The following is a 23,813-nucleotide window of genomic DNA, read 5'->3' as shown; positions in this document are numbered from 1 at the left end:
AGGCTTCAACTGTCCTTACACCTGATCTTGAGACCCCCGTTGATATCACCTTCTTCAAAGCGGCCAATGGCGCGGACCAAATCGCCTAGCCTTTTGTGGCCGTAAGTGCGAGAGTCGAAATCCGGATACATCTTACCAAGTTGGTTACCCACAAAGGAAAGACTGGCCCACCCGTCCGCCTCGTTTGTGTTCAACACAACATTCCGGATCAATTGATACGCATGGTTCAATCCATGTTTCGATTTTGCGTCTTTGTTTTCTTTTGAAGTATTTGCTCCGCACTCCGGCTTGTGGATGTTTTCAATGTAGATAAACCTGTTGCAAGCATTCACGAACGCTTTGGGAGCCTTTCGTTCTTCACCAATGCCGAATACCTTCAACCCCTGCTCGCGGATGCGGCTGGCCAAGCGGGTAAAGTCACTATCGGATGATACCAACACAAACCCACTGAACCGACTGCTGTGCAAGATATCCATAGCATCAATGACCAAGGCAATATCGCTGGAGTTCTTTTTGGACGCATTGGCAAATTGCTGTTGGGGAACAATTGCGTATTCCGCCAATGATCCAGAGCTCCATCCCTGCGGCGACCCGTTCGAAAAATCTCCGTAGATCCGCCTTAGGCTTGCCTCGCCCAAAGTGGCGATTTCTTCAAAAATCTCCGGCGCGTGTTTTGCCGGTACATTCTCTGCATCAATAAGGACCGCCAAGCGATCCATGCCTGCTGTTGTCACTGTAATTCCTCAAAACAAAACTAATTCGCATTGCGGAATGTAGTAACAAAAAAGGGCGAGCAAAAGCCCGCCCTTTAAGATTATTTGAGTTTTATCAGTACTCTACAACCGACCGGATACTCTCACCCTTATGCATCAGGTCGAAGCCGTGGTTGATGTCGTCCAGACCCATGGTGTGGGTGATCATCGGGTCAATCTCGATTTTGCCTTCCATGTACCAGTCGACGATCTTGGGCACGTCGGTCCGACCACGTGCGCCGCCGAAGGCTGTGCCGCGCCATGACCGGCCGGTGACCAGCTGGAACGGACGGGTCGAGATCTCGGCCCCAGCAGGCGCCACGCCGATGATGATCGATTCACCCCAGCCTTTGTGCGCCGATTCCAGTGCGTCGCGCATCACGCCGACGTTGCCGGTGGCGTCAAAGGTATAATCCGCGCCGCCCTTGGTCAGGTTGACCAGATAGGGAACCAGGTCGCCTTCGACCTCTTTGGGGTTCACAAAATCGGTCATGCCGAATTTCGTGGCCATCTCGACCTTCGATGGGTTCAGGTCAACGCCAACGATCTGATCCGCCCCGGCCAGACGCAGACCCTGAATCACGTTCAGGCCAATGCCACCCAAGCCGAACACGATGGCCCGGCTGCCGATTTCGACCTTGGCGGTGTTGATCACAGCGCCGATGCCGGTGGTGACGCCGCAGCCGATATAGCAGATCTTGTCGAAAGGCGCGTCTTCACGCACTTTGGCCAGCGCGATCTCGGGCAGAACCGTGTGGTTCGAGAAGGTCGAGCAGCCCATGTAATGCAGGATCGGATCACCATCCAAAGTCGAGAATCGCGAGGTCCCGTCGGGCATCAAGCCTTTGCCTTGGGTTTCCCGGATCGCCTGGCACAGGTTGGTTTTGGGATGCAGACAGTATTCACACTCGCGACATTCAGGAGTGTAAAGAGGGATCACGTGGTCACCCGGCTTCAGGCTGGTGACGCCGGGGCCGACCTCAACCACGATGCCTGCGCCTTCATGGCCCAGAATGGCCGGAAACAGGCCCTCGGGGTCGGCACCCGACAGGGTGAATTCGTCTGTATGACAAATGCCGGTGGCCTTGATTTCCACCAGTACCTCGCCCGCCTTGGGGCCTTCGAGATTCACATCCATCACTTCCAAAGGTTTGCCCGCCTGAACGGCGACGGCGGCACGGGTGCGCATATCACTGTCTCCCTGTCTTCTTTGACCCGACCCTGCGTCAATTGCAGGGTGTTTTCAACTGTGCTTTCATGACAGACTTGCTAATTGTTTGATATTGCAGAAACGACATTGCCGGAATGAGGAACGCCAATGCACCGATTTATCCCGATTCTGATCCTTCTGGCCGCCTGCGCCGAGACCCCTGCCCCCGAAGAAGCACGCCTTGCGCCCGAGAACGCGCCGGTTGATCTGGCCTTTTGTCAGGGCGAAGCATTTGCCGACTCGGTAGGCCAGCCGGTTTCGTCCATTCAGGCCGATTTGCCGGAACGCACCCGCGTGTTGGGGCCCGATGACATTGCAACGCAGGATTACCGGATCGACAGGCTGAACGTCTTTGTAAACGGGGCCGGTGTTATTCAGCGCCTGACCTGCGGGTAAGCGTGGACTCGGGCGTTGATTCTCAGATAAGAACAAAGTGGGAACATTTTGATGTCTGCCGATGCCAAAACGCCGAATACTTTCACTGTGGTTTCCCCGTCTTGGGGCTGAACGGCTGATCCGCGCCGCGCGGGGGCTGCATGCCGGGCCGTTGGCTGTGGTCACTGAGCAGTCGAACATGCAGGTCATTACCTCATTGAATACTGAGGCGCAGGCCGCCGGGCTGCGTGTGGGCCAGCCCGTGCGCGATGCCCATGCCATGTGCGCCAGCCTGATCACACGGCACCGCAACGCCCCGGCCGAGACTGCGTTTCTAACCGCGCTGCGCCGCTGGGCGGGCAAGTTCAGCCCTTGGGTGGCCGAAGAAGCTCCGGATGGGCTGATCGTTGATCTGTCGGGTTGCGCGCATCTGTTTGGCGGGGAAGAGACGCTGCTGAGCGTGCTGGAAACCGACTGCGCTGATATGGGCCTCAGCGTACAAATGGGCATTGCCGACACGCTGGGCGCAGCCTGGGCTTTGGCACGCTATGCAGGTCAAGAGGCCACATCCGACCGCAATGGCGACGCCATCAGCCAAGAGGCCCGCGCCACCCGCGCCCGGGCAGGCAAGCGGCGACACTGGACCAAAGGCGGGGCTGCACCACAAGTGATGGCCCTGGGTGGTGGCGCGCGTATTGCAGCGCCGGGGCAATCCTATGGTGCGCTCAGCCCCCTGCCCATCGCGGCGCTGCGACTGGACGACCCGGTTGTGACGCAGTTGAACCGGCTGGGCCTGCGCCGGATCGGCGATCTACTGGGCCAGCCGCGCGCGTCGCTGGCGCGCCGCTTTGGGCGCGGGCTGGTGCTGCGGCTGGATCAGGCCATGGGCAGCGCACCCGAGCCGGTCTCGCCCGCGCGTCCGCCGCATCAGTTCGCGGTGCGCATGACGCTGCCCAATCCGATCGGTTTGATCGAGGATGTGATGGCTGCGGTTGATCGGGTGCTGCCCACGCTCTGCGCCAAGCTGGAGGAGAAAGGGCGCGGGGTGCGGACATTACGGCTTGAGGCGCACCGTGCTGATCAAGCCGCCGAGATCATCGAGGTCGGCCTGGCCCGCCCGACCTATGACAAACATCGTATTCGACCTTTGTTAGAGATGAAAATCGACAAGATCGATGCAGGCTATGGCATCGACATGCTGCGGCTTGAAGCGATCCAGACCGAGCCCATCCACGCCCGCACCATCGCCGGTCATGCCGAGGCACGCCGCGTGGCTCGTAACCGGCTTGAGGGCAATACAGCCGTGGATGACCTGATCGGCAAGCTGGGTGCGCGTGTTGGGCTGGAGGCGATCACAAGACGGCACCCGGCCGCCTCTCATATCCCCGAGAAAACGGCACAGACGCTGGCGGCTGCATGGTCGGAACCCGCGCGCGACTGGCCTGCACCGCCGCGCCCCCGGCCCTTGCAGATGTGGCAGCCCGAGCCGGTGATGGCACCGGAAACCCCAGATGTCCCAACCGCATTCCGCTGGCGCGGACGCGACTGGCAACTGGCTCAGGCCACCGGCCCGGAACGGATCGCACCGGAATGGTGGCTGGATGACCCCAACTGGCGCAGCGGCGTGCGCGATTACTGGGTGGTGGTGACGGAACAGGGCGAACGCCTATGGCTGTTCTACGGGCACGGAGGCACCATGTCTGCAGGCTGGTTCTGTCAGGGACAGTTTTGTTAGAGTCTATTTTCCGCGATAAACCAGCAGATCCGGCAGGTAGTCAATCAAACGAATAAACCACGAGAATGGTGCCGGGAAATCGGTACGGAACCGGCGGCGCGACATCGCTTTGACCACGCGCTCTGCCGCGTCCTCAGCTGTCATCAGCATCGGCATCTTGAAACTGTTCTTGTCGGTCAGGCGGGTCTTGATGAAGCCGGGATTGACAATGCGCACCGTCACACCGGTGCCCGCCAGATCATGCCGCATCGTTTCGGCCAGCGAAATCAGCGCCGCCTTGCTGGCCCCATATCCGATAGCGGCAGGCAAACCGTGATATCCGGCCAGCGACCCGATCAGAGTGATCTCTCCTTGACGCGCCTGAACAAAGCCCGGAACCGTTTCACCTAATACCCGCAACGCCCCCGAATAGTTCACATCGCTAATCCTGAGCGAAGCCTCGGTATCCCATTCGCCCGAGCGCATGGGCTCGTAAGCGCCTGCATTGTAAACCAGACCGTCGATCTGACCTGCCTCGGCCACGGCATTGCGTACAGAGTCTAAATCGGTCACATCACACGGAATCGCGCGTGCATTTGGAAGCTTGGAACAGATTTCATTCAAACGCGCGGCGTTGCGTGCAGACAATATCAGATGCGCGCCCTTACCGCTCAGTGCCTCGGCCAAGGCACGGCCCAAGCCTTCGCTTGCGCCGATGATCCAATAGGTTTTTCCGTCAAAGCTGCTCATACCCGCGCCGTTTCGTTGAAGTTACACTTTTTACGGCCCTGCACCCGCAGTGGATCATAGGGTGACGCAAGGAAGCGGGCGCTGAAACCCGAAGTCACAAGATAGTGCATCTGTTAAAAACTTCTATCCGGATTGATCCAGCACGGCATACCCTGCGTATCTCATTGTAAAATGTCACATAACGAGGCTGGAATGTTCGACGAAACCCGGGGTGTACGGAAGAAAATTGCGATTGTAGGTGCAGGCGTTTCGGGTCTCTCTGCCGCGTATTACCTTTCAGAAAACAACGACGTGACGGTGTATGAAGCCGAACCCAGGCTGGGTGGTCATGCCCGCACGGTGATGGCTGGCAAAAACGGCGACCAGCCGGTCGACACCGGCTTTATCGTTTTCAACTACGCAACCTACCCTTACCTGACGCAGCTTTTTGACGAGCTGAACGTACCCGTCACCAAAAGCGAAATGAGCTTTGGCGCGACCATCGACAATGGCCGCATCGAATACGGGTTGAACAATCTGCGCACGCTGACGGCGCAGAAACGCAATCTGGCGCGCCCTGCCTACTACAAGATGATTGCAGACATCATACGCTTCGGCAAAGAAGCGCCCGAGGCCGCCAAGGACGACGACACAACGATTGGTGAACTGGTCGATCAACTGCGTCTGGGTCACTGGTTCCGGCACAACTATCTGATGCCCATGTGCGGCGCGATCTGGTCCACGCCGGTTGAGTTCGTAGATCAGTTCCCGGCCCGTTCGCTTGTGCAGTTCTTCCGCAACCATGCGTTGCTGGCGAGTGGGCGTGCCAATCAGCATCAATGGTATACAGTCAGCGGCGGTAGCATCGAATACGTCCGCCGCATAGACGCCGCTCTGCGCGCACGTGGCTGCGACATCCGACTGGCCGCCCCGGTTCAACACGTTCATCGCGACGACATGGGCGTCAGCGTCACCAGCCAGGGGCATACGGATCAATTCGACGAGATCATCCTGGCGACCCACTCGGACCAGTCCCTCGCCATTTTGGGCGAAGGCGCAACCCCGGCCGAGGCCGCAGCTTTGGGCGCGATCCGCTATCAACCCAACACCGCCATACTGCACTGCGACCAACGCCAAATGCCCAAGCGGCGCGCGTGTTGGTCCAGTTGGACCTATCGCTCGCAAGCCGGAAATGTGGGCGTGACATATTGGATGAACAGGCTTCAGAACATCCCGGACAGCGATCCCCTGTTTGTGACGCTGAATGCTTCATCAGAAATTCCCGCGGACAAAATCTATGATCAGGTCGAATTTGCCCATCCGGTATTCGACAAAGCCGCCCTGAAGGCACAAGGGCAAATCCGCGAGATGCAGGGACAGAACCGAACTTGGTTTGCCGGTGCTTATAACCGGCACGGATTTCACGAAGACGGGATTGCCAGCGCGATGCATGTCGTTGCGCAAATTAATGGCACCCCGCAAACCATCGGAGCTGACAATGGCATTTCTGGGAAAGACCCGGCCATCCCCGTGGCCGCCGAATAAGGGAATTTTGCGTGCAGCGTTACTGACCGTGGCGCTACTGGCCCCATCAGCAGCGCTGGCGTCGCCCGTGAACGAAGAGTTGAAGGACGCGCAACTGCGTGGCTCAGCGACTTTTCGATATCTGGGTCTGCCGCTCTATGACGCCAAACTCTATACCCCCGGCGGCGCTCCGTTTAGTTGGAGCGAAGACATCGGCCTGCAACTGACCTACCGCAAGAACTTCAAGAAGAAAGCGCTGGTCAACTCGACCCTGGACGAGATGGACCGGATCGGACGCTCTGCCCCGGTACGCAACCAATTGGACCAGTGTTTCAAAGCCGTGACCAAGGGGGACAGCTTTCTCGCGGTGTCCAACGGGCCGGATAACGTAAGCTTCTGGCTGAACGGGCAAAAAACCTGCACTATGTCCTATCCGGGCATCAAGCGTAGTTTCATGTCCGTGTTTCTGGGGGACAACACGCGATCGGCGTCGTTCACGCAGAAACTGCAGGGGCGCTGATGCTTTATCCTCGGGTCAGCCTGTATGCGCTGATGCTCGCTGCGGCGGGCATCCCGCTTTATATCCACCTGCCGCGCTTTGCGGCGGTGAATTTAGGTATTGGCCTGGGTGTAATTGGAACTGTTCTTCTGGTGATCCGCCTTGTTGATTTGGTTCAGGACCCGTTGATTGGCTGGGCAATCGACAAGTGGCCAAAGGGCCAGCTTGTATTTGCCTCTCTAGCGGCGTTGGGGTTGGCGGTCGGTTTCCCTTTGCTCTTTAGCTTGCCGCAGGGTGTCAGTGTCGCCGCGCTGATCGCGGTTTTGATCCTGCTGTTCTCGGCTTACAGCCTGGGAACCATCCTTTTGTACGGGCGCAGCGCAACTTTGGCGAAACGTCCAGACCCGCAAGAACTGATGACCTTGGCCGCCTTTCGCGAAGGCGGGCAACTGACCGGCGTGGTCATCGCTGCCAGCGCTCCAGCGCTTTTGGTTGCATTTGGCGCGCAAGCCCAAGGCTATCCTGCTTTTGGAGTGTTTCTGGGGCTGCTGTCAGTTCTGACCCTGCTGCTGACTATTCCGATCTGGAGGCGCACGCCAATCACCGGCACCGGTCTGTCTTTTGCAGGGCTGGGTCAGGCCGGAGGGTTGCGCCTGCTGGCGCTTGCCCTGGTTAACAGCCTGCCCGTAGCCATCACCTCGACCCTGTTTTTGTTTTTTGTTGAAGATCGGTTGCAACTGCCGGGCAAAGCAGGCCCGCTGTTGATCCTGTTCTTCCTCAGCGCGGGCGCAAGCGTGCCGCTTTGGGCCAAACTCTCCAACCGGATTGGCCCGAAACAGACTCTGATAATTGCCATGCCCCTCTCAATCGCAGGGTTTATCGGTGCCGCCACCCTGAGCGCTGGGAATCTAACCGGGTTTGCCGTGATCTGCCTTGCCTCGGGCGCTGCCTTAGGTGCGGATATGGTCGTGCTGCCCGCTATGTTCTCGGTCGTCTTGACCCGGGCCGGGCTGAACGCCTCTGCGGCGTTTGGCATCTGGTCTTTCGCAGGCAAGCTTGGCCTCGCCCTGGCTGCCTTTTTCACCTTGCCACTGCTGGAACGCAGCGGCTTCACCCCCGGTCAAGCCAATTCTGCTGTCGCGCTAGAGACACTCAACCTTGCTTATGCGGTGCTGCCCTGCATCCTCAAGCTCGGCGCGTTTGGAATGGTCTTGACCCTGCCCACCGAGGTCACAAGCAAATGAACGCTATCGCCATCATCCTGCTGGTCCTTTTGATCGCAGTTTTCATCCGCGCCCGTCTGCTGAGCTTTCGCGCGCAATCTCCATCCGACTACTCGGGAACCGGACCTGCCTTTTCACTGAAAGAGCATCTGAACGGAGAAATCCTGTCCGAAGGGCTGATTTATGGCCCCAATGGGAAGATGTCGAACAGCTTTGTCGCGCGCATGGTCGGCGAATGGAGCGGAAATTCGGGCACGCTGTCGGAATACTTCACCTATTCCAACGGCAAACAGATGAACCGAAAGTGGTATCTGACACTGGGCACCGGCAACACGTTCACCGCAACGGCGGACGATATCGTCGGTGAGGGTCAGGGCGTCATCTCAGGCTCAACCGTCAAACTGACCTATCGGATCATCCTGCCCGAAGATGCGGGGGGGCACACTCTGGACGTCACAGACTGGATGTATCTCACGGAACACGGCGTCATCATGAACCGATCCGAGATGCGCAAGTTCGGCCTCAAGGTTGCTGAACTGGTCGCTACGATGCGCCCTGCTCCCGATTTGAAAACCACGCACGTGCCAGGTGCAAACGGGTATGATGCGACATCCGAAGGGAAACCACTGCAATGAGTGTTTTCCGTACCCTTCTCACCTTTCTTGCCATAGCAAGCCTTGCGCTTTTGGCGGCCTGTTCCAGCAAGCCGAAGGTGCCCAAGACCTTCTTGTCCGACCGGCAACTGAATCTCGAAGAGTTCTTCGAAGGCAAAACGGTGGCCTACGGTCAGTTTCAGGATATTCTGGGCAATATCCCCCGCAGATTTACGGTGGATATCGACGGGACATGGGATGGTGAAACCCTGACGCTAGTCGAAGATTTCGTTTATGACGATGGCGCCACCGAACAGCGTATCTGGACGCTGACGAAAACCGGTGAGGATACCTGGACCGGTACAGCCCCCGGCGTGTTGGGCACCGCCAGCGGGATTGAGCGCGGTGATACGTTCAACTGGAAGTACAAGATCGACCTGCCGATCAAGGACGGGACGATGCGCGTCAAATTCGACGATTGGATGTGGTTGTTGGATGATGATCGGCTTCTTAATCGCGCCTACGTCTCACGCTATGGCGTACGTCTGGGCGAAGTGATCCTCTTCTTCGAAAAGCGATAGCCGAAGCGGGATCAACCGGTCTTCCGGAATCAGTAGAAAATAAACTCGTCTACCGGGGCTTGCACTGTTCGATTTTTACTGCCGTTCCTGTTCATGCCTGACCCATCCGGAACGGTTCCGTCAGAAGGAACTGTGTTCTCCAAATTTAGACGCGCTCGTTCAATCTGGCCCCAAAGGAAAAACAGACCATCCCGTTTGCCCACCATACCTGCAGGCACACTCGCCCGCACAACACGTTTTTTCGCCTGTCGCATTTGCGCTCTCACTGCCCCCGGTGTTGACCACCTTTTTCAAAAACCTATCGGGTTTGTTAGTCAAAAGCAATTTTACATAGGCAAAATAGCGCCCGGCGGCCTCTCCGACGTGGTCCTGTTACGAAAGCACCATTTAAAGGACCATTTGTTTTTGTCCTTACATGGGCGCCCAACGTGGTCTACCGAAGGTTGGAGGCCTCACGCAGCGATGGACCGATGGCGCAAAACCGCATTAGTAATAGGTTCGTGGCTGTACGAAATTCGCGCACGACCCGCAAAGGCTTAACGATCGCGCCTGACCCGCTTTCAAGAGACTCAAATCACGCCCAAGTCGCACACGCAGCTTGGTGAGCCATACATATAGGCCCGGTCGTCTTCGCACCAAACCCGCTTACTGAACGCCTTAATTTTAAAAAAGTGGTGAGCCGTGCAGGATTCGAACCTGCGACCCACTGATTAAAAGTCAGTTGCTCTACCAACTGAGCTAACGGCCCACTCTTTTGCTGGATCTTCCTGATCCGTGGCGCTCTTTAAGACAAATCCCTGATCGGGTTCAAGTCCTTATTTTGCGCCTCGTTTCACCGATACATCTTATGTTTCCGGCGACCCGATAGGCGGCCTAATTAGGCAGGTGTCGCAGGGGGGTCAACCCCTTTTTTCACGATTCTGCGCAACAGGGTGGATTCATGTTCGGACCGGGGTTATATCGCCGCCATGCAACAGAGACTCGATACCGGTTTGCCCTTCATGAAGATGCACGGGCTGGGAAATGACTTTGTCATCGTGGATGCGCGCGGGTGCGATTCCCAGATTACACCGGCTCTCGCAAAGGGAATCGGCCATCGGCAGTTTGGGGTGGGTTTCGACCAATTGGCTGTAATCGAAAACGGCCAGGCGGACGCACATCTGGTCTTCTACAATTCCGATGGATCTACCTCGGCCGCATGTGGCAATGCAACACGCTGCATCGCGCGGTTTCTGATGGATGAGACCGGAAAGTCCGAACTGGCCCTGACAACCGAACGCGGTGCCCTCTTTGCAAAAGATGTCGGCAATGGTCTGACCTCGGTGAATATGGGACAGCCTCAACTGGACTGGCAGGACATACCGCTGGCGGAGGAGATGGACACGCTGGAGTTACCGATCGAAGGTGCGCCTACGGCAACCGGTATGGGCAATCCGCATTGCACTTTCTTTGTCGAAGACGCCGAGGCAATTCCGCTGAACGAGTTTGGCGCGCGTTACGAACACCATCCACTCTACCCAGAGCGCACCAACGTTCAAGTCGCACAAGTGACTGGCACGGACAGCATCCGTATGCGTGTTTGGGAGCGTGGTGTCGGGATCACATTGGCATCTGGCTCATCCTCCTGCGCGACGGCGGTTGCAGCCGCAAGACGCGGTCTCACGGGGCGCAAAGTTCAGATCGAGTTGGATGGCGGCACGATCTGGATCGACTGGCGCGAGGATGGAGTCTGGATGACCGGCCCGACAGCGCATGTCTTCTCGGGCACCATCACCCCTGAGTTCTTGGGGTCTTTGGGATGAACCCGCCCAAGTTCACCACTTTGGGCTGCCGCCTGAACGCCTATGAGACCGAGGCAATGAAAGAGCTGTCACAGCAGGCAGGTCTGACCGATGCTGTGGTGGTGAACACATGCGCGGTGACGGCTGAGGCCGTCCGCAAAGCCCGGCAAGAGATCCGCAAATTGCGGCGCGAAAACCCCAACGCCCGTCTGATCGTCACCGGATGCGCCGCCCAAACTGAACCCGAGACCTTTGCCCAAATGGAAGAGGTCGATGCGGTCATCGGCAATACCGAGAAAATGCAGCCCGCAACCTGGAAAGGCATGGCCGCCGATTTCATTGGCGAGACCGAGGCCGTTCAGGTTGATGACATCATGTCCGTGACCGAAACGGCGGGCCACCTGATCGACGGCTTTGGCACACGCTCACGCGCCTATGTGCAGGTTCAAAACGGCTGTGATCACCGCTGCACCTTCTGCATCATCCCCTATGGCCGCGGCAACTCTCGCAGCGTCCCTGCGGGCGTTGTTGTGGATCAGATCAAGCGGCTTGTGGACAAGGGCTACAACGAAGTGGTTCTGACTGGGGTCGATCTGACCTCGTGGGGGGCCGACCTGCCCGCAGAACCCAGGCTTGGCGATCTAGTGATGCGCATCCTCACACTGGTGCCAGACCTGCCGCGCCTTCGGATCAGTTCAATCGATTCGATCGAGGTCGACGAAAACCTGATGCAAGCCATCGCGACCGAGCCGCGCCTGATGCCACACCTGCACCTCTCGCTTCAGCACGGGGACGACCTGATTCTGAAACGGATGAAACGCCGCCACCTGCGCGACGACGCGATCCGATTTACCGAAGACGCCCGAAAGCTGCGCCCTGACATGACGTTTGGTGCCGATATTATCGCGGGGTTTCCTACGGAATCCGAAGAGCATTTCAAAAACTCGCTCAGGCTGGTCAAAGACTGCAATCTCACGTGGCTGCACGTCTTCCCATACTCCAAGCGTGACGGCACGCCTGCCGCACGAATCCCGCAGCAAATCAATGGAACGGTGATCAAAGACCGCGCGGCCCGACTGCGCGCGGCCGGGGATGCTCAGGTCTCAAAGCACCTATCGGAACAGATCGGCAAAACCCATCATATCCTGATGGAAAACCCCCATATGGGCCGGACCGAGCAATTCACCGAAGTGTCCTTCGCCACACCTCAGCCCGAAGGTCAGATCGTTACGGCTGCAATCACCGGACAGACTTCAAACCAACTCACTGTCTGATCCGCCCTTCATCTGGCCCAAAATACCTCGGGGATGAATTGGCCAAAGGCCAAGAAGGGGCTGGCCCCTTTTTAGCTAGTTCCCAAAGAAAACCCCCGCAACCGGGTGGGCGCGGGGGTTTCGATTTCTAATTCCGAAAAAGGATCAATCCTCTGGACGGAGCTTGCCCTTATGTGGTGCCCAGAGGCGCTTGTTCACCAGATACAGCAGGACTGACAGAATAGACAGGAAGATTACGCCAACAAAACCGGCGTTCTTGCGATCCATCAGCTTGGGCTCAGCCGCCCACATCAGGAAGGCCGCAACGTCTTCCGACATATGCTCGACCGAGTTCGAGTGACCATCAGCAAACTCGACCTGTTCGTCTGCCAGTGGCGGGCCCATCGAAATCCAGCCGCCCGGAAAAGCGGTGTTTTCGTACAGGATGGTGCCTGCCTCTTCCTTTTCCTTGCCGGTGTAGCCATCCAGCAGCGAGGCGATGTATTCCGCGCCACCCATGCCCTTGACCAGCTGGTTGATGCCCAACCCGTAAGGGCCGTGGAAGCCTGCACGCGCCTTGGCCATCAGGCTCAGGTCGGGTGCGCCGACGGCAGTATTGGCCGGGAAGTGATCGGTCGGGATCGCCGGGCGGAAGTCGTCCAATTCAGGATCGAAAACTTCAAAATTGTCCGCCGCATAGGTGATGACCTGCTCTTCGTTGTAACCCAGCGCTTCCAGATCACGCAGGGGAACATATTGCAGGCCGTGGCAGGCTGCGCAAACCTCGGTATAGATTTGCAGACCGCGTTGCAGCTGGTTTTGATCCCAGGTGCCAAACGGACCTTCGAACGAAAAGGCGAAATCTTCGATATGCTGATCGCCACCACCTGCCGCAAAAGATGCAGCAGGGGTCAGGGCCAGAGCAAACGCAGCGCCGATTGCAAGTTTCTTGAACATGGTATCCGGTCCCTCTTCTTACTCGGCCGGCGTGGCTTCGGCGTCAGCCTTGCCATAATGCGCGTTGAAGTCTTCTTCGATGGTCTCCGGTGGGGTCAGCGGTTTTTCGATAACACCCAGGATCGGCAAGATAACGAAGAAATAGGCGAACCAGTAGGCAGACGCGATCAGCGAGAAGGTCGCATAGGGCTCTTCCGCGGGCATCGCACCCAGCCACATCAGGGCAAAGAAGTCGATGATCAGCAGGTAGAACCACCATTTGAACATCGGACGGTATTTACCCGAACGCACGCTCGATGTGTCCAGCCAGGGCGCCAGCGCCATGGCCAGGATCGCACCAAACATCGCAATCACACCGAAGAACTTGGCGTCGATGATGCCACCGGTGATAAAGCTGGCGAACTGAACAACCCAGACCTCACCGGTGAAGGCACGCAGGATCGCGTAGAACGGTAGGAAATACCATTCCGGAACGATGTGCGCAGGTGTGACCAGCGGGTTGGCTTCGATGTAGTTGTCCGGGTGGCCCAGGTAGTTCGGCATAAAGCCGACGATTGCCCAGAACACGACCAGGATTACGGCCAGCGCAAACAGGTCCTTGATCACGAAGTAGGGCCAGAACGGCAATGTGTCTTTCTCGGCCTCGGCTTTTGAACCACGGCGCACTTCAACGCCCGTGGGGTTGTTGTTGCCGGTGGTGTGGAAAGCCCAGATATGCACGATGACCAGCGCCGCGATGATGAACGGCAGCAGGTAGTGCAGCGAGAAGAAGCGGTTCAGCGTGGCGTTGTCCACGGCGGGTCCGCCCAACAGCCAAGTCTGGATCGCTTCACCCACAAACGGGATCGCACCAAACAGGCCGGTAATCACTGTCGCGCCCCAGAAGGACATCTGGCCCCAAGGCAGAACGTAGCCCATGAACGCGGTACCCATCATCATCAGGTAGATGAGCATACCGATGATCCACGTGATTTCACGCGGGGCTTTGTACGAGCCGTAATACAGGCCGCGGAACATGTGAATGTAGACCGCAACAAAGAACAGCGATGCGCCGTTCATATGCAGATAACGGATGAAGTAGCCGCCATTCACGTTACGCATGATGTGCTCGACGCTGGCAAAGGCCAGATCGACATGCGGGGTGTAGTGCATCACCAGGATGATGCCGGTAACGATTTGCAGCGCCAGGCAGAACGCCAGGACGATGCCCCAGATCCACCACCAGTTCAGGTTCTTGGGGGTCGGGATCATCAGGGTGTCATACAGCAGGCCGACGATGGGAAGGCGGCTGTTCAGCCACTTTTCGCCGTCTGACTTCGGCTCGTAATGATCGTGGGGAATTCCGGACATAAACTGGGTCTCCCTTAGCCGAGTTTGATGGTTGTTGCGTCGACCCACTCTGCGGGTGGAACAGGCAGGTTCTCAGGAGCGGGGCCTTTGCGGATCCGGCCAGCAAGGTCGTAGTGCGAACCGTGGCAGGGGCAGAACCAACCGCCGAAATCGCCAGCGTCGCCCAAGGGGACACAGCCCAAGTGGGTGCAAACGCCCATCTGAACAATCCACGCGCCCTCTGCCTCGCCTTCGGGCGACGGCATAACACGGTTTGCATCAGTCGCGGGCGCATCCGCGTTCAGGTTGAAGTTCCGTGCCAACGGATCAGGCAGGCTGCCAATGGCTTCCTCATCCTGCTGCTGCGCTTCGGCAATCTCAGCACCAGTGCGGTGACGGATAAAGACGGGTTTTCCCAGCCACTTGACGGTCAGCTGTGTACCCGGCTCGACCCCGCTCACATCCGTGCGGATCGACGAAAGCGCCTGCACGTCTGCTGACGGGTTCATTTGGTTGATCAGGGGCCATACGGCTGCACCCGTCGCAACGACACCTGCGCCGCCAGCGACGTAATACAGGAAATCTCTGCGGGTGCCTTCGTGGTCTTCTGCGTGGGACACGAGGTTATCTCCGATTGTCTGGCGCCCGCGGACGGGCAAAAAGCTCGCGCACCGCGTGAAAGCGGCGTCTTAAACGCGCTTACTATCGGGGAGAATAGTGTTCGTCCAGCGTTCATAAACGCGCAATACGCCGCATGTGCCGCTTCATTTAGGGAACGAGGCCGTTTTTTTGGTGAATCTTGCGCTCAACTTTGTTGATCAGGTCGAATCAGGCTGCTTTGATTCGATTGCCAGCAGACACCAAAGACGACGCCCAGCAGGCGCGGGGCGTTCCAGCCATGTAACGCTGAATTGCGCCTTGAATGTTCACAATCCAACCGGCGGGAACGGGATTGTTTTCTGCAAAATCATATTCCCCAAATAGATGATTTAAATTGCAAATTGTGCAGGTTTACCCCGTTGCACTTTTTGCGCGAATACAGGACAGCGGGCAAAACGCGCGAACTCCTGTCAGGAGACCCCCTATGTCAAAAACCCTGTTGACCACAGCTTTACTTACACTGGCGCTGTCCACTCAGACCCTTGCCGCAGGTGACCCCGAAAAGGGAAAGGCGATCTATAACCGCTGCTCGTCATGCCACGCGATCATCAAAGACGGAAAAGTTCTGGTCAAAGGCGGAATCACCGGACCGAATCTTTATGGTGTCATCGGACGAGTCGCCGGGTCCGAGAACGATTACCGTTATGGCAGCGAGCGCCTACCCATCGGAATGTTCACCGACGACATGATCCGCGCCGGTGAAGAAGGTCTGGTCTGGACCGAAGAAAACATCGCCGCCTATTCCAAAGACCCCATCGGGTTCATCAAGGATTATCTCGACGATGACACCGCCCGCCCGAACATGAGCGTCAAGCTCAAGAAAGGTGCGGAAGATATCGCTGCTTATCTGGCGACGTTCAGCCAGTAACGCAGATGCGGCTGAGGATGCCTTAGCCCTGAGGGCGGGTGGCCACCATGCTGGGTCGCTCGCCAAACTCCGCAAACCACTTGGCAAGTGCGTCATTACCCTTGCGCCACCCCCGCGCGTCATGGCGCAGATCCAGATAACCCAGCGCACAGCCGACGGCGACCTGCCCCATATCCAACGGGCCGGACAAATGCGCCATCCACCGTTGGTTCAGTACAGCACAGGCCCGGTCAATCTTGACCCACTGCGATTCAATCCAGGCATCCCACTTTTTGTCGTCGGGACGCAGGCGGTCTTCGTAAGTCATCAAAAGGGCTGCATCCAGAATGCCGTCAGCAAGCGCTTCGAGTGTCAGAACATCCCAGCGACCTGCGCCCTCGGGATAAAGCTTTCCACCGGCACGGGCATCCAGAAACGCACAGATTACCCGACTGTCGAACAAGGTAGGCCCATCCGGGCGCTCCAGCGCCGGAACTTTTGTTAACGGTGCTTTGCTAACCAGTGGCTCAGCCGGTGAGATCGGTGTTCCGGCCACGGTCTCCAGCTCAACATCTTCAAGCTGTTCTGTTTCATGCAGCAATACCATGACTTTGCGTACATAAGGCGAGGTCAGACTGTGGTAGAGTTTCATCGGCGGGCTCCCTGTTTGAGCCGACCTTACAGAAGGCCTGCAAAAACAAAAGCCCACACTTTGCCGAGGGCTAGGCGTTGCGCATTAGCTCTTGCAGAAAATTCAATTCGGACCCGATCCCTGACGCAATCTGTTCAGACGCCCGCAAGCGCACATCATCAGGCTTGTTCTGGCTCAACTTCCATGTGCCCTGAACATCCTCGACCTGCATTCGACACGGCACGATCATCCGCATCATTTTGGTCAGAGCCTCATCTGACATCTTTCCTGTGGCCCATGGAGGTTTAGGTTGCAGGCGCTCTTCATAGAAGGCCGACTGCCGGTTCAACAGATCCAACAGCTCTTCCTGCGGGCGCAACTCCAGCTCCCCGGTCAGATGCACAGCCACGTAGTTCCAGGTTGGAACCTGATCCTCAACCTCATACCAATCCGGAGAGATATACCCATCCGGCCCCTGTACCGCGATCTTCGCCGCTTTCGGCTTTTCCAAGGCGCGCACGATGGGATTGGAGCGGACAAGATGCAGTTCAGCCACCCTGCCGTCGTCCGACAGAAGAATCGGCACATGGCTCAACAGCGGGGCACCATCTGTCGACAAGACCAATACACCGAATCCTCGGTCACGGGCGAACTCAATATGGCGCGCGCGCTCCTCGGCGCAAAAGGCGGGGTTCGGGTGCATGGTGATCCTCCTGCCAAATCTCTTGCAGACGAGGCCCAAGATATGCAAGGACCGTCTTGTTCTCAGGGCGGGGCGAAATTCCCCACCGGCGGTATGCGGGCGACGACCCGTAAGCCCGCGAGCGGCCCAAAAGTGTCCACGATCCGAAAAGTGGGAACCGGTTTTCGGACAAAGTGTAGAAGCGCCAGAGGGTGACAAGCAGATCTGGTGAGAAGCCAGAGCCGACGGTTACAGTCCGGATGAAAGAGAACGTGCAACACGCCGGCAATCGGTGTGCTTGTTCGTGATCGCCTTGGGTGACGTGTCTGTTACGAAAGGAGATCACGATGACACACACCCGCTATGCTTTTGTCAAAGCCAACTGGCATTCCGATATCGTCGACCGCGCACTTGACGGCTTCCTCGAACTCATCCCCGCCAAGCAGGTCGATGTCTTCGACGTCCCCGGCGCGTTCGAAATGCCCTTGTTGGCCCGCGACCTGGCCCAAACCGGCAACTACACCGTCGTAGCGTGCGCCGCCTTTGTTGTGGATGGCGGCATCTACCGCCACGACTTCGTCGCGCAGGCAGTGGTCGATGGCCTAATGCGAGCAGGAATGGATACCGGCGTTCCTGTCCTGTCTGTCTCGCTGACGCCGCACCAGTATCAAGAGACCGAGCACCACAACGCCATCTACCGCGACCACTTCGTGCAAAAGGGCCGCGAAGCCGCTCAAGCCGCGCTCGGCATCACCCAGATCCGCACAAAAATCGCAAGCGCAGCTTGATCGCTTCTTCTTGTCCCAAATACGGCAGGGGTGAATTGAGCCGCAGGCTCAAGAGGGGACGACGTCCCCTCCACCACCTCCAAAACGCAATTCCGCTTGAGGCCAGGACCCGCGCCCGCTAATCACGACCCGCAAAGGAGCACGCCCCATGTCGATGAACAGTTTTGGACACCTCTTCCGCGTCACCACCTGGGGCGAAAGCCATGGTCCCGCTTTGGGCGCTACGGTCGACGGCTGCCCTCCGGGTGTTCAAATCGACGAAGCCATGATCCAGCACTGGCTGGACAAGCGCAAACCGGGTCAGAACAAGTTCACCACGCAGCGGCGCGAACCGGACCAGGTAAAAATCCTCTCGGGAGTATTCGAAGGCCAGACCACCGGCACTCCGGTGCAATTGATGATCGAGAATACCGATCAGCGTTCAAAAGACTACGGCGATATCATGGACAAGTTCCGTCCGGGCCACGCCGATATCACCTATTGGCAGAAATACGGCATCCGCGACTATCGCGGAGGCGGGCGCAGCTCGGCGCGGGAAACCGCATCACGTGTCGCCGCCGGAGGGCTCGCGCGTGAGGCGATCAAACAGATCGCGCCGAATGTGCAGATCACAGGCTACATGACGCAAATTGGACCGCACAAAATCGACCGTGCAAATTTCGACTGGTCCCAGATCGAACAGAACCCGTTCTGGACACCCGATGCACAAGCTGCCGAGGACTGGGCCGCGTATCTGGACGATCTGCGCAAGTCCGGCAACTCGGTCGGCGCTGTGGTCGAGGTCGTCGCGCGCGGTGTTCCAGCAGGAATCGGAGCGCCCGTATACGGCAAATTAGATACTGATCTGGCCGCTGCGATGATGTCGATCAACGCCGTCAAAGGTGTAGAAATTGGCGAAGGCATGGCGGCCGCGGAACTGACCGGCGAAGCCAATGCGGATGAGATCTTCATGGGCCAGAACGGCCCGCAATACAGCTCGAATCACGCCGGTGGCATTCTGGGCGGTATCTCAACCGGACAGGACATTGTGGTACGCTTTGCCGTGAAGCCTACGTCATCGATCTTGACCACACGCAAAACGATCACCAAGTCGGGTGAAGAGACCGAGATCATCACCAAAGGCCGCCACGACCCCTGCGTCGGCATCCGCGCGGTTCCGGTTGGCGAAGCGATGATGGCCTGCGTGATCCTCGACCACCTGCTTCTGCATCGCGGTCAGATCGGAGAGAACCGTGGACGGATCGGCTGATCTGCGCACGCGCCTACGTGCGGTGGTCGCGCATCGCATGGAAACGGATCCAGCCCATGATCTGGCCCATCTGGATCGGGTCTGGACCAACGCTCAGGCCATCGCAGATGATCAAACCGATATGTCCGTGCTGCTGGCCGCAAGTTATCTGCATGATCTGGTAAATCTACCCAAGGATGATCCTGATCGGCATCTGGCATCTCGCAAATCCGCAGTGGAATCAGAGCCTATTCTGCAGGATTTGGGGTATAACTCGAACCAGATCCGAGCCATCCAGCATGCGATCGAAGCCCATAGCTTCTCGGCCGACATTACTCCGAAAACAGCCGAGGCGCGTGTCCTACGCGATGCAGATCGGCTTGATGCTTTGGGTGCCATTGGTATTGCGCGCAACTTTTCTGTTTCCGGAGCACTGGGGCGTACTCTTTATGACGCGGCAGATCCCTTTGCCCAAAACCGGCCATTGGACGACCTGCATTTCTCGCTCGACCATTGGAAAGTCAAACTGCTGGGGCTGCCGGGCGACATGCTGACCCAGACCGGCAGACAGATTGCGGAACAACGCACCACGCGTATGATCCGCTTTCTTGAAGAATTCGGCGAGGAAATCGGCAATTCTCTGCCTCAATCCTGGGTGAATGACTAAACCCACCCGTTGATCTTTGTCCTCCAAAGGCGCAGGTTCGCGCCGATGACAAAACCCTTAACATCGCATCGACCTATGCTGGCAGTGACGCTGAAACTGGGCGCGCTGTTCCTGTTCACGTCGATGTCCGCCTTGGTCAAAGCTTTATCGGATGAATTCCCGCCGGGCCAATTGGTTTTCTTCCGGTCCCTGTTCGCGATTCCCGTCATCATTCTTTGGCTCATCGCGCGCGGGGAATTATCCAAGGGCTTTGTGGTCAAAAAACCCATGGGCCATTTCTGGCGCGGCGTCCTGGGCACCAGCGCCATGGGGCTTACCTTTACCGGCCTTAGCTTGCTGCCCCTGCCCGAGGTGACGGCAATTGGCTACGCCACACCGATCTTCACCCTGATTCTGGCCGCCGTGATGCTGGGCGAACGCATTCGTCTGATCCGTATCGGCGCGGTGGCTCTTGGTCTGTTGGGGGTCCTGATCATGATTTGGCCACGCTTGGGCAGCACCCAGATGGAGGTCGCCGCAACCATCGGCGCTCTGTGCGTTTTGGGGGCCACCATCGCGCGCGCCTTTGTGCAGATTCATATCCGGCAGCTTGTCAAAGTCGATCACCCGGCTGCGATCGTCTTCTATTTCTCGATGACCGCAACCTTACTGTCGGCGCTGACCGCGTCCTGGGGATGGACGATGCCGACGTGGAATCAGGCTCTAATACTGATCATGATGGGCCTGATCGGCGGGGTTGCGCAGATATTGGTGACGTCTTCTTATCGCTTTGGTCAGGCTTCGATGCTTGCACCTTATGATTACGCGACCATGCTGTTTGCGATTGTGATTGGCTATGTCTGGTTCGACGAACTGCCAACGCTTGCAATCCTGATTGGGGCCGCTTTGGTCATCGCAGGCAATGTTGTTGTGATCTGGCGCGAACACCAGTTGGGGCTCGAGCGTGGCAAAGCCCGGTCAGTCACAGACCCCAAAGCGTGACTTTACCTTTTGTAATCTTCCCCTAGGTTGGGCCGGACAATCAAAGAGGTTCCCCCATGAGCGACGCGCAGGATCACAAGGAAAAGATGCAGCAGGTGCAAGCCAAGCACCGCAAGAAAGTGTCCGAGGCGGTGGACCCCGGTCGCGGTCTGGTTCTAATCAACACCGGCAAGGGCAAAGGCAAGTCATCCGCCGCTTTTGGCGTGGTTATCCGCGCGCTGGGCTGGGGCCAGAAAGTCGCCGTGGTTCAGTTCATCAAGGGCAAGTGGAAAACAGGCGAGCGCCGTTTTTTTGAAGAACGTGATCTGGTGACATGGCACACGATGGGCGAAGGTTTCACCTGGGACACGCAGGATCGCGAACGCGACATCGCTGCCGCAAACGCCGCCTTCGACAAGGCGCGCGCCCTGATGTCCAGCGGCGAGTACGATCTGGTCGTGCTGGACGAGATCAACATCGCGCTGCGGTACGAGTATCTGTCTGTTGAGCAGGTCATCGACGGCCTGAACGCGCGTTCGGACAAGACCAGCGTGTTCCTGACCGGCCGCGACGCGCCCCAAGCGCTGCGTGATTACGCCGACTTGGTTACTGAGATGACTGAGGAAAAGCACCCGTTCCAAGCGGGGATCAAGGCGCAGCGCGGCGTGGATTTTTGACAATTGGCTGACGTAGGCCTCACGGCCTACGTCACTCAGCCAAAACGGCTCAGGGTCGCTTCAACAATCTCTCGAAGCGAGGCGCGTGGGGTAAGATCGTCAGGTTTTGATCTTACAGGCGGCATCGCTTCGGTTTGTTTGCGGCGCGGCTTTTGGCAATCGACATAGGCGCAATAGTCACTGTCGCAACAGGTGCATCCACACACAGCCAGCGCGTCATGGCGTGCCATAATTTCATCTAGCGACTCGCTCATTTCGGCCTCGTTCTGTTTAGACAGGTTCGTTTCCGGAGCGGCGGCAAGCTATCACCAAAGTCATGCCAAACCTGCAAACCGCCCCGAAACCATGAGCTTGATGGTACAACATCTGGCGTTGCGAATAATCTGACTATTTAAGTCGGGATTTTCAAGCCCTAAAACACCCCGAGGATTGCTCGGGGTGCAAACACGTCGTTACAAGAAATCAGAGCGCGCGATCCTGCGGGTCCAACGTAACCGACCAGAGTTCGGTATCTGCCCGATCCATCAGCCGAACCGTCATCTGTTCGGTCACTCCGTCAATGTCCACCAGACCAAAGAACTGCAGCCCTTCACTTGGAGGCAAGTTCACCCCTTGCCCCTCGGCGGGTGCTTTGACGAACTTGACCTCAGGACCAAAGGTCCCATCCAACGCGTTTGGACCAAATGTCCCTGCGTGCAGCGGACCCGAAACAAACTCCCAAAACGGTTCAAAATCCTGGAATTGTGCTTTGTTAGGGTCGTAGTAGTGCGCGGCAGTGTAGTGGACATCTGCTGTGAACCAGACCGTGTTGGTGATGCCAGCCGTTTTGATGAAACGCAGCAGATCCGCGATCTCCAACTCGCGCCCCTTGGCCGGCCCGCTGTCGCCGTTCGAAATTGCCTCTGCTCCGGCCTGTTCCTTCCAGTTGTCCCAGACGATCAATCCGATCGGCATGTCCGAGGCAATCACTTTCCAGGTCGCTTGAGATCCTGCCAGCTCTTGCTTGAGCCATGCCAGTTGTTCCGCGCCCAGAATGCGGGATTGATCCGTGATTTCATCCTCCATCGACGGGCCGTTCGGTCCACGATAACTGCGCAGGTCCAGGAAGAAGACGTCCAGCATCGGACCATAGGAAATCTTGCGATACACACGCCCTGGCTCTGCCGGCGTAATGCGCAACGGTGTCATCTCATGGAAAGCACGCCCGGCGCGTGACTGAAGAACATGCACCGACTTCTCGGTATACCGGTCGTCTGAAATCAGGTCTTTTGCGTCGGACCAGTTGTTCACAACCTCATGGTCATCCCACTGGAAAAAGGTGGGACAAACGGCGTTCATGGCCCGCACATGCTCGTCCATCATGTTGTATTTCCACTGGGCGCGGAATTCATCCAGCGTTTCGGCCACCTTGCGTTTCTCGTCGATCAGGGTTGTGTTCTTCCAGATCAGCTGGCCGTCTTTCTCGACCTCATCCTGCATAGGACCGTCGGCATAGACGGTGTCACCGGAATGTATGAAGAAGTCCGGCTTGTGCTGCGCCATGGTCGCGTAGGTGCGCATACCTTCGTCATCAATACCCCATCCCTGACCGGCCGTATCACCTGACCAGGCAAACCGAATGTTACGACGCGAGGTCGGTGCGGTGCGAAATTGCCCAGTAATAGGCTCTGATACGGTGTGGATGTCACTCAGATCAGCGGCGACGAATCGGTAGAAGATGTCTTGATCCGATGGCAGCCCCTCGACCAGACATTTCACTGCAAAATCGCTGTTGGGGATGGCATCCATCGGCGGGAGTGTGCGGGCGTCTGCGAAGCTTTCTGTGGTCGATACTTCCATCATCACGCGAGAGGGACGATCCGTGCGCGTCCAGATTATGCCCGATGTCGTATCGACGTCACCGGACTGAACGCCATGTGTGAACACGGGGCGCGATCCGGCGCGGCTGATGGCTGGCATGGCCAGCGAAGCGGCAAAGGCAGTGCTGCCTGCCAGAAACGAACGACGGTTTGGGCGTAAGATCTTGGTCATAGTGAGGCTCTCCTGTCTGGTGATCGATTCTCCGACCACGCGATTGGTGCGCCGATATGAGCCGCCAGTTTGTAAACCCCGCGGCTCAGTTTCTTGACAGTATCATGATGATACCATGACAG

25 protein-coding genes, 1 tRNA gene and 1 riboswitch are annotated in these 23,813 nt (G+C 57.7%); of the genes, 15 read left to right on the top strand and 11 right to left on the bottom strand.

Annotated features, from left to right (window positions below):
• Positions 1 to 5 precede the first annotated feature (5 nt).
• Positions 6 to 719, bottom strand: a complete 714-nt coding sequence (locus tag GOV89_RS07995; protein ID WP_171178853.1) for an NYN domain-containing protein — start codon at positions 717 to 719, stop codon at positions 6 to 8.
• Between the two features lie 109 nt (positions 720 to 828).
• Complete coding sequence (locus GOV89_RS07990; RefSeq protein ID WP_171178401.1) at positions 829 to 1,941, bottom strand: S-(hydroxymethyl)glutathione dehydrogenase/class III alcohol dehydrogenase; 1,113 nt, start codon at positions 1,939 to 1,941, stop codon at positions 829 to 831.
• A 129-nt stretch (positions 1,942 to 2,070) separates the two neighbouring features.
• Here GOV89_RS07990 and GOV89_RS07985 point away from each other — a divergent pair, with 129 nt between their 5' ends.
• Both GOV89_RS07985 and GOV89_RS07980 read left to right on the top strand, forming a co-directional pair.
• Entirely contained in the window at positions 2,071 to 2,358 is a 288-nt protein-coding gene (locus GOV89_RS07985; RefSeq protein ID WP_171178403.1) for an I78 family peptidase inhibitor, read from the top strand.
• A gap of 61 nt (positions 2,359 to 2,419) precedes the next feature.
• A complete protein-coding gene (locus tag GOV89_RS07980) occupies positions 2,420 to 4,072 on the top strand; it encodes a DUF6504 family protein (RefSeq protein WP_171178405.1) in 1,653 nt (550 codons plus the stop codon).
• Between the two features lie 3 nt (positions 4,073 to 4,075).
• Here GOV89_RS07980 and GOV89_RS07975 read toward each other — a convergent pair whose 3' ends face one another.
• Positions 4,076 to 4,801 carry an SDR family oxidoreductase gene (locus GOV89_RS07975; RefSeq protein WP_171178408.1) on the bottom strand — a complete coding sequence of 242 codons (726 nt, stop codon included), beginning with the start codon at positions 4,799 to 4,801 and terminating at the stop codon, positions 4,076 to 4,078.
• 192 nt (positions 4,802 to 4,993) lie between these two features.
• Between GOV89_RS07975 and GOV89_RS07970 the strand changes: the two genes are divergently transcribed.
• Genes GOV89_RS07970 through GOV89_RS07950 form a run of 5 tightly spaced genes read left to right on the top strand, consistent with a single transcriptional unit; the run spans position 4,994 to position 9,200 of the window.
• A complete protein-coding gene (locus GOV89_RS07970) occupies positions 4,994 to 6,325 on the top strand; it encodes an NAD(P)/FAD-dependent oxidoreductase (protein WP_171237924.1) in 1,332 nt (443 codons plus the stop codon).
• The gene (locus GOV89_RS07965; RefSeq protein WP_171178412.1) at positions 6,279 to 6,824 is read left to right on the top strand and encodes a hypothetical protein; all 546 of its coding nucleotides are present in this window, start codon (positions 6,279 to 6,281) and stop codon (positions 6,822 to 6,824) included. Before GOV89_RS07970 ends, GOV89_RS07965 begins: the two co-directional genes overlap by 47 nt.
• A complete protein-coding gene (locus GOV89_RS07960) occupies positions 6,824 to 8,047 on the top strand; it encodes an MFS transporter (RefSeq protein WP_171237923.1) in 1,224 nt (407 codons plus the stop codon). The genes GOV89_RS07965 and GOV89_RS07960 overlap by 1 nt, the downstream gene beginning before the upstream one ends.
• A complete protein-coding gene (locus GOV89_RS07955) occupies positions 8,044 to 8,661 on the top strand; it encodes a DUF3833 domain-containing protein (protein WP_171178416.1) in 618 nt (205 codons plus the stop codon). The genes GOV89_RS07960 and GOV89_RS07955 overlap by 4 nt, the downstream gene beginning before the upstream one ends.
• Positions 8,658 to 9,200 carry a DUF3833 family protein gene (locus GOV89_RS07950; RefSeq protein ID WP_171178419.1) on the top strand — a complete coding sequence of 181 codons (543 nt, stop codon included), beginning with the start codon at positions 8,658 to 8,660 and terminating at the stop codon, positions 9,198 to 9,200. Before GOV89_RS07955 ends, GOV89_RS07950 begins: the two co-directional genes overlap by 4 nt.
• A 672-nt stretch (positions 9,201 to 9,872) precedes the next feature.
• Here GOV89_RS07950 and GOV89_RS07945 read toward each other — a convergent pair.
• A tRNA-Lys gene (locus GOV89_RS07945) sits at positions 9,873 to 9,948 on the bottom strand.
• Positions 9,949 to 10,168: 220 nt separating this feature from the next.
• Here GOV89_RS07945 and dapF point away from each other — a divergent pair.
• Positions 10,169 to 11,002, top strand: coding sequence for a diaminopimelate epimerase (dapF, locus tag GOV89_RS07940; protein WP_171178431.1), 834 nt, complete (start codon positions 10,169 to 10,171; stop codon positions 11,000 to 11,002).
• Positions 10,999 to 12,255 (top strand): tRNA (N(6)-L-threonylcarbamoyladenosine(37)-C(2))-methylthiotransferase MtaB, encoded by a 1,257-nt coding sequence (gene mtaB / locus GOV89_RS07935; RefSeq protein WP_171178433.1) that lies wholly within the window; start codon positions 10,999 to 11,001, stop codon positions 12,253 to 12,255. Before dapF ends, mtaB begins: the two co-directional genes overlap by 4 nt.
• Before the next feature lie 144 nt (positions 12,256 to 12,399).
• Here mtaB and GOV89_RS07930 read toward each other — a convergent pair whose 3' ends face one another.
• From GOV89_RS07930 to petA, 3 genes are read right to left on the bottom strand one after another with little or no spacing between them, the layout of a single operon-like run.
• A complete protein-coding gene (locus GOV89_RS07930; RefSeq protein WP_171178435.1) occupies positions 12,400 to 13,191 on the bottom strand; it encodes a cytochrome c1 in 792 nt (263 codons plus the stop codon).
• An 18-nt stretch (positions 13,192 to 13,209) separates the two neighbouring features.
• Positions 13,210 to 14,541: a cytochrome b gene (gene petB / locus GOV89_RS07925; RefSeq protein WP_171093028.1), complete on the bottom strand. Its 1,332-nt coding sequence runs from the start codon at positions 14,539 to 14,541 to the stop codon at positions 13,210 to 13,212.
• A gap of 14 nt (positions 14,542 to 14,555) precedes the next feature.
• Positions 14,556 to 15,140 carry a ubiquinol-cytochrome c reductase iron-sulfur subunit gene (gene petA / locus GOV89_RS07920; RefSeq protein ID WP_171178437.1) on the bottom strand — a complete coding sequence of 195 codons (585 nt, stop codon included), beginning with the start codon at positions 15,138 to 15,140 and terminating at the stop codon, positions 14,556 to 14,558.
• 464 nt (positions 15,141 to 15,604) lie between these two features.
• On the opposite strand from petA, the gene GOV89_RS07915 reads away from it, so the two are divergent.
• Positions 15,605 to 16,048 (top strand): cytochrome c family protein, encoded by a 444-nt coding sequence (locus GOV89_RS07915; RefSeq protein WP_171178439.1) that lies wholly within the window; start codon positions 15,605 to 15,607, stop codon positions 16,046 to 16,048.
• A 22-nt stretch (positions 16,049 to 16,070) separates the two neighbouring features.
• Here GOV89_RS07915 and GOV89_RS07910 read toward each other — a convergent pair whose 3' ends face one another.
• Together GOV89_RS07910 and GOV89_RS07905 are read right to left on the bottom strand one after the other, a co-directional pair.
• Positions 16,071 to 16,679, bottom strand: coding sequence for a glutathione S-transferase (locus GOV89_RS07910; protein ID WP_171178441.1), 609 nt, complete (start codon positions 16,677 to 16,679; stop codon positions 16,071 to 16,073).
• Positions 16,680 to 16,749: 70 nt separating this feature from the next.
• Complete coding sequence (locus tag GOV89_RS07905; protein ID WP_171237922.1) at positions 16,750 to 17,361, bottom strand: FMN-binding negative transcriptional regulator; 612 nt, start codon at positions 17,359 to 17,361, stop codon at positions 16,750 to 16,752.
• Between the two features lie 54 nt (positions 17,362 to 17,415).
• A riboswitch (FMN riboswitch) is annotated at positions 17,416 to 17,616 on the top strand.
• 71 nt (positions 17,617 to 17,687) lie between these two features.
• Between GOV89_RS07905 and GOV89_RS07900 the strand changes: the two genes are divergently transcribed.
• The 5 genes from GOV89_RS07900 (at position 17,688) to cobO (ending at position 21,660) form a co-directional block, all read left to right on the top strand.
• Positions 17,688 to 18,128 carry a 6,7-dimethyl-8-ribityllumazine synthase gene (locus GOV89_RS07900; protein ID WP_171178444.1) on the top strand — a complete coding sequence of 147 codons (441 nt, stop codon included), beginning with the start codon at positions 17,688 to 17,690 and terminating at the stop codon, positions 18,126 to 18,128.
• Between the two features lie 148 nt (positions 18,129 to 18,276).
• Positions 18,277 to 19,377, top strand: coding sequence for a chorismate synthase (gene aroC, locus GOV89_RS07895; RefSeq protein ID WP_171178446.1), 1,101 nt, complete (start codon positions 18,277 to 18,279; stop codon positions 19,375 to 19,377).
• Positions 19,361 to 20,023: an HD domain-containing protein gene (locus GOV89_RS07890; protein ID WP_171178448.1), complete on the top strand. Its 663-nt coding sequence runs from the start codon at positions 19,361 to 19,363 to the stop codon at positions 20,021 to 20,023. Before aroC ends, GOV89_RS07890 begins: the two co-directional genes overlap by 17 nt.
• A 45-nt stretch (positions 20,024 to 20,068) precedes the next feature.
• Entirely contained in the window at positions 20,069 to 21,004 is a 936-nt protein-coding gene (locus GOV89_RS07885) for a DMT family transporter (RefSeq protein ID WP_171178450.1), read from the top strand.
• 56 nt (positions 21,005 to 21,060) lie between these two features.
• Positions 21,061 to 21,660 (top strand): cob(I)yrinic acid a,c-diamide adenosyltransferase, encoded by a 600-nt coding sequence (cobO, locus tag GOV89_RS07880; RefSeq protein WP_171178452.1) that lies wholly within the window; start codon positions 21,061 to 21,063, stop codon positions 21,658 to 21,660.
• 35 nt (positions 21,661 to 21,695) lie between these two features.
• Here cobO and GOV89_RS07875 read toward each other — a convergent pair whose 3' ends face one another.
• Both GOV89_RS07875 and GOV89_RS07870 read right to left on the bottom strand, forming a co-directional pair.
• Positions 21,696 to 21,914, bottom strand: a complete 219-nt coding sequence (locus GOV89_RS07875; protein WP_171178454.1) for a hypothetical protein — start codon at positions 21,912 to 21,914, stop codon at positions 21,696 to 21,698.
• A gap of 208 nt (positions 21,915 to 22,122) precedes the next feature.
• Positions 22,123 to 23,691 (bottom strand): alkaline phosphatase, encoded by a 1,569-nt coding sequence (locus GOV89_RS07870; protein WP_171237921.1) that lies wholly within the window; start codon positions 23,689 to 23,691, stop codon positions 22,123 to 22,125.
• Positions 23,692 to 23,813: the final 122 nt, after the last annotated feature.

The organism is Ruegeria sp. HKCCA5763 (genome assembly GCF_013034545.1).
Classification (GTDB): domain Bacteria; phylum Pseudomonadota; class Alphaproteobacteria; order Rhodobacterales; family Rhodobacteraceae; genus Ruegeria.
Note: the sequence above shows the minus strand (reverse complement) of the source record. Positions and strands in the feature narration are given on the sequence as shown.

What these genes read in the sequence shown, in the direction of transcription:
- GOV89_RS07970 (WP_171237924.1), top strand. Translation starts at nt 4,994, where the DNA reads ATGTTCGACGAAACCCGGGGTGTACGGAAGAAAATTGCGATTGTAGGT.
- GOV89_RS07950 (WP_171178419.1), top strand. Translation starts at nt 8,658, where the DNA reads ATGAGTGTTTTCCGTACCCTTCTCACCTTTCTTGCCATAGCAAGCCTT.
- mtaB (WP_171178433.1), top strand. Translation starts at nt 10,999, where the DNA reads ATGAACCCGCCCAAGTTCACCACTTTGGGCTGCCGCCTGAACGCCTAT.
- GOV89_RS07915 (WP_171178439.1), top strand. Translation starts at nt 15,605, where the DNA reads ATGTCAAAAACCCTGTTGACCACAGCTTTACTTACACTGGCGCTGTCC.
- GOV89_RS07960 (WP_171237923.1), top strand. Translation starts at nt 6,824, where the DNA reads ATGCTTTATCCTCGGGTCAGCCTGTATGCGCTGATGCTCGCTGCGGCG.
- GOV89_RS07900 (WP_171178444.1), top strand. Translation starts at nt 17,688, where the DNA reads ATGACACACACCCGCTATGCTTTTGTCAAAGCCAACTGGCATTCCGAT.
- cobO (WP_171178452.1), top strand. Translation starts at nt 21,061, where the DNA reads ATGAGCGACGCGCAGGATCACAAGGAAAAGATGCAGCAGGTGCAAGCC.
- dapF (WP_171178431.1), top strand. Translation starts at nt 10,169, where the DNA reads ATGCAACAGAGACTCGATACCGGTTTGCCCTTCATGAAGATGCACGGG.
- GOV89_RS07980 (WP_171178405.1), top strand. Translation starts at nt 2,420, where the DNA reads ATGCCAAAACGCCGAATACTTTCACTGTGGTTTCCCCGTCTTGGGGCT.
- GOV89_RS07875 (WP_171178454.1), bottom strand. Translation starts at nt 21,914, where the DNA reads ATGAGCGAGTCGCTAGATGAAATTATGGCACGCCATGACGCGCTGGCT.
- GOV89_RS07910 (WP_171178441.1), bottom strand. Translation starts at nt 16,679, where the DNA reads ATGAAACTCTACCACAGTCTGACCTCGCCTTATGTACGCAAAGTCATG.
- GOV89_RS07985 (WP_171178403.1), top strand. Translation starts at nt 2,071, where the DNA reads ATGCACCGATTTATCCCGATTCTGATCCTTCTGGCCGCCTGCGCCGAG.
- GOV89_RS07975 (WP_171178408.1), bottom strand. Translation starts at nt 4,801, where the DNA reads ATGAGCAGCTTTGACGGAAAAACCTATTGGATCATCGGCGCAAGCGAA.
- GOV89_RS07930 (WP_171178435.1), bottom strand. Translation starts at nt 13,191, where the DNA reads ATGTTCAAGAAACTTGCAATCGGCGCTGCGTTTGCTCTGGCCCTGACC.
- GOV89_RS07990 (WP_171178401.1), bottom strand. Translation starts at nt 1,941, where the DNA reads ATGCGCACCCGTGCCGCCGTCGCCGTTCAGGCGGGCAAACCTTTGGAA.
- GOV89_RS07955 (WP_171178416.1), top strand. Translation starts at nt 8,044, where the DNA reads ATGAACGCTATCGCCATCATCCTGCTGGTCCTTTTGATCGCAGTTTTC.
- GOV89_RS07870 (WP_171237921.1), bottom strand. Translation starts at nt 23,691, where the DNA reads ATGACCAAGATCTTACGCCCAAACCGTCGTTCGTTTCTGGCAGGCAGC.
- GOV89_RS07965 (WP_171178412.1), top strand. Translation starts at nt 6,279, where the DNA reads ATGGCATTTCTGGGAAAGACCCGGCCATCCCCGTGGCCGCCGAATAAG.
- aroC (WP_171178446.1), top strand. Translation starts at nt 18,277, where the DNA reads ATGTCGATGAACAGTTTTGGACACCTCTTCCGCGTCACCACCTGGGGC.
- GOV89_RS07885 (WP_171178450.1), top strand. Translation starts at nt 20,069, where the DNA reads ATGACAAAACCCTTAACATCGCATCGACCTATGCTGGCAGTGACGCTG.
- GOV89_RS07905 (WP_171237922.1), bottom strand. Translation starts at nt 17,361, where the DNA reads ATGCACCCGAACCCCGCCTTTTGCGCCGAGGAGCGCGCGCGCCATATT.
- petB (WP_171093028.1), bottom strand. Translation starts at nt 14,541, where the DNA reads ATGTCCGGAATTCCCCACGATCATTACGAGCCGAAGTCAGACGGCGAA.
- GOV89_RS07995 (WP_171178853.1), bottom strand. Translation starts at nt 719, where the DNA reads ATGGATCGCTTGGCGGTCCTTATTGATGCAGAGAATGTACCGGCAAAA.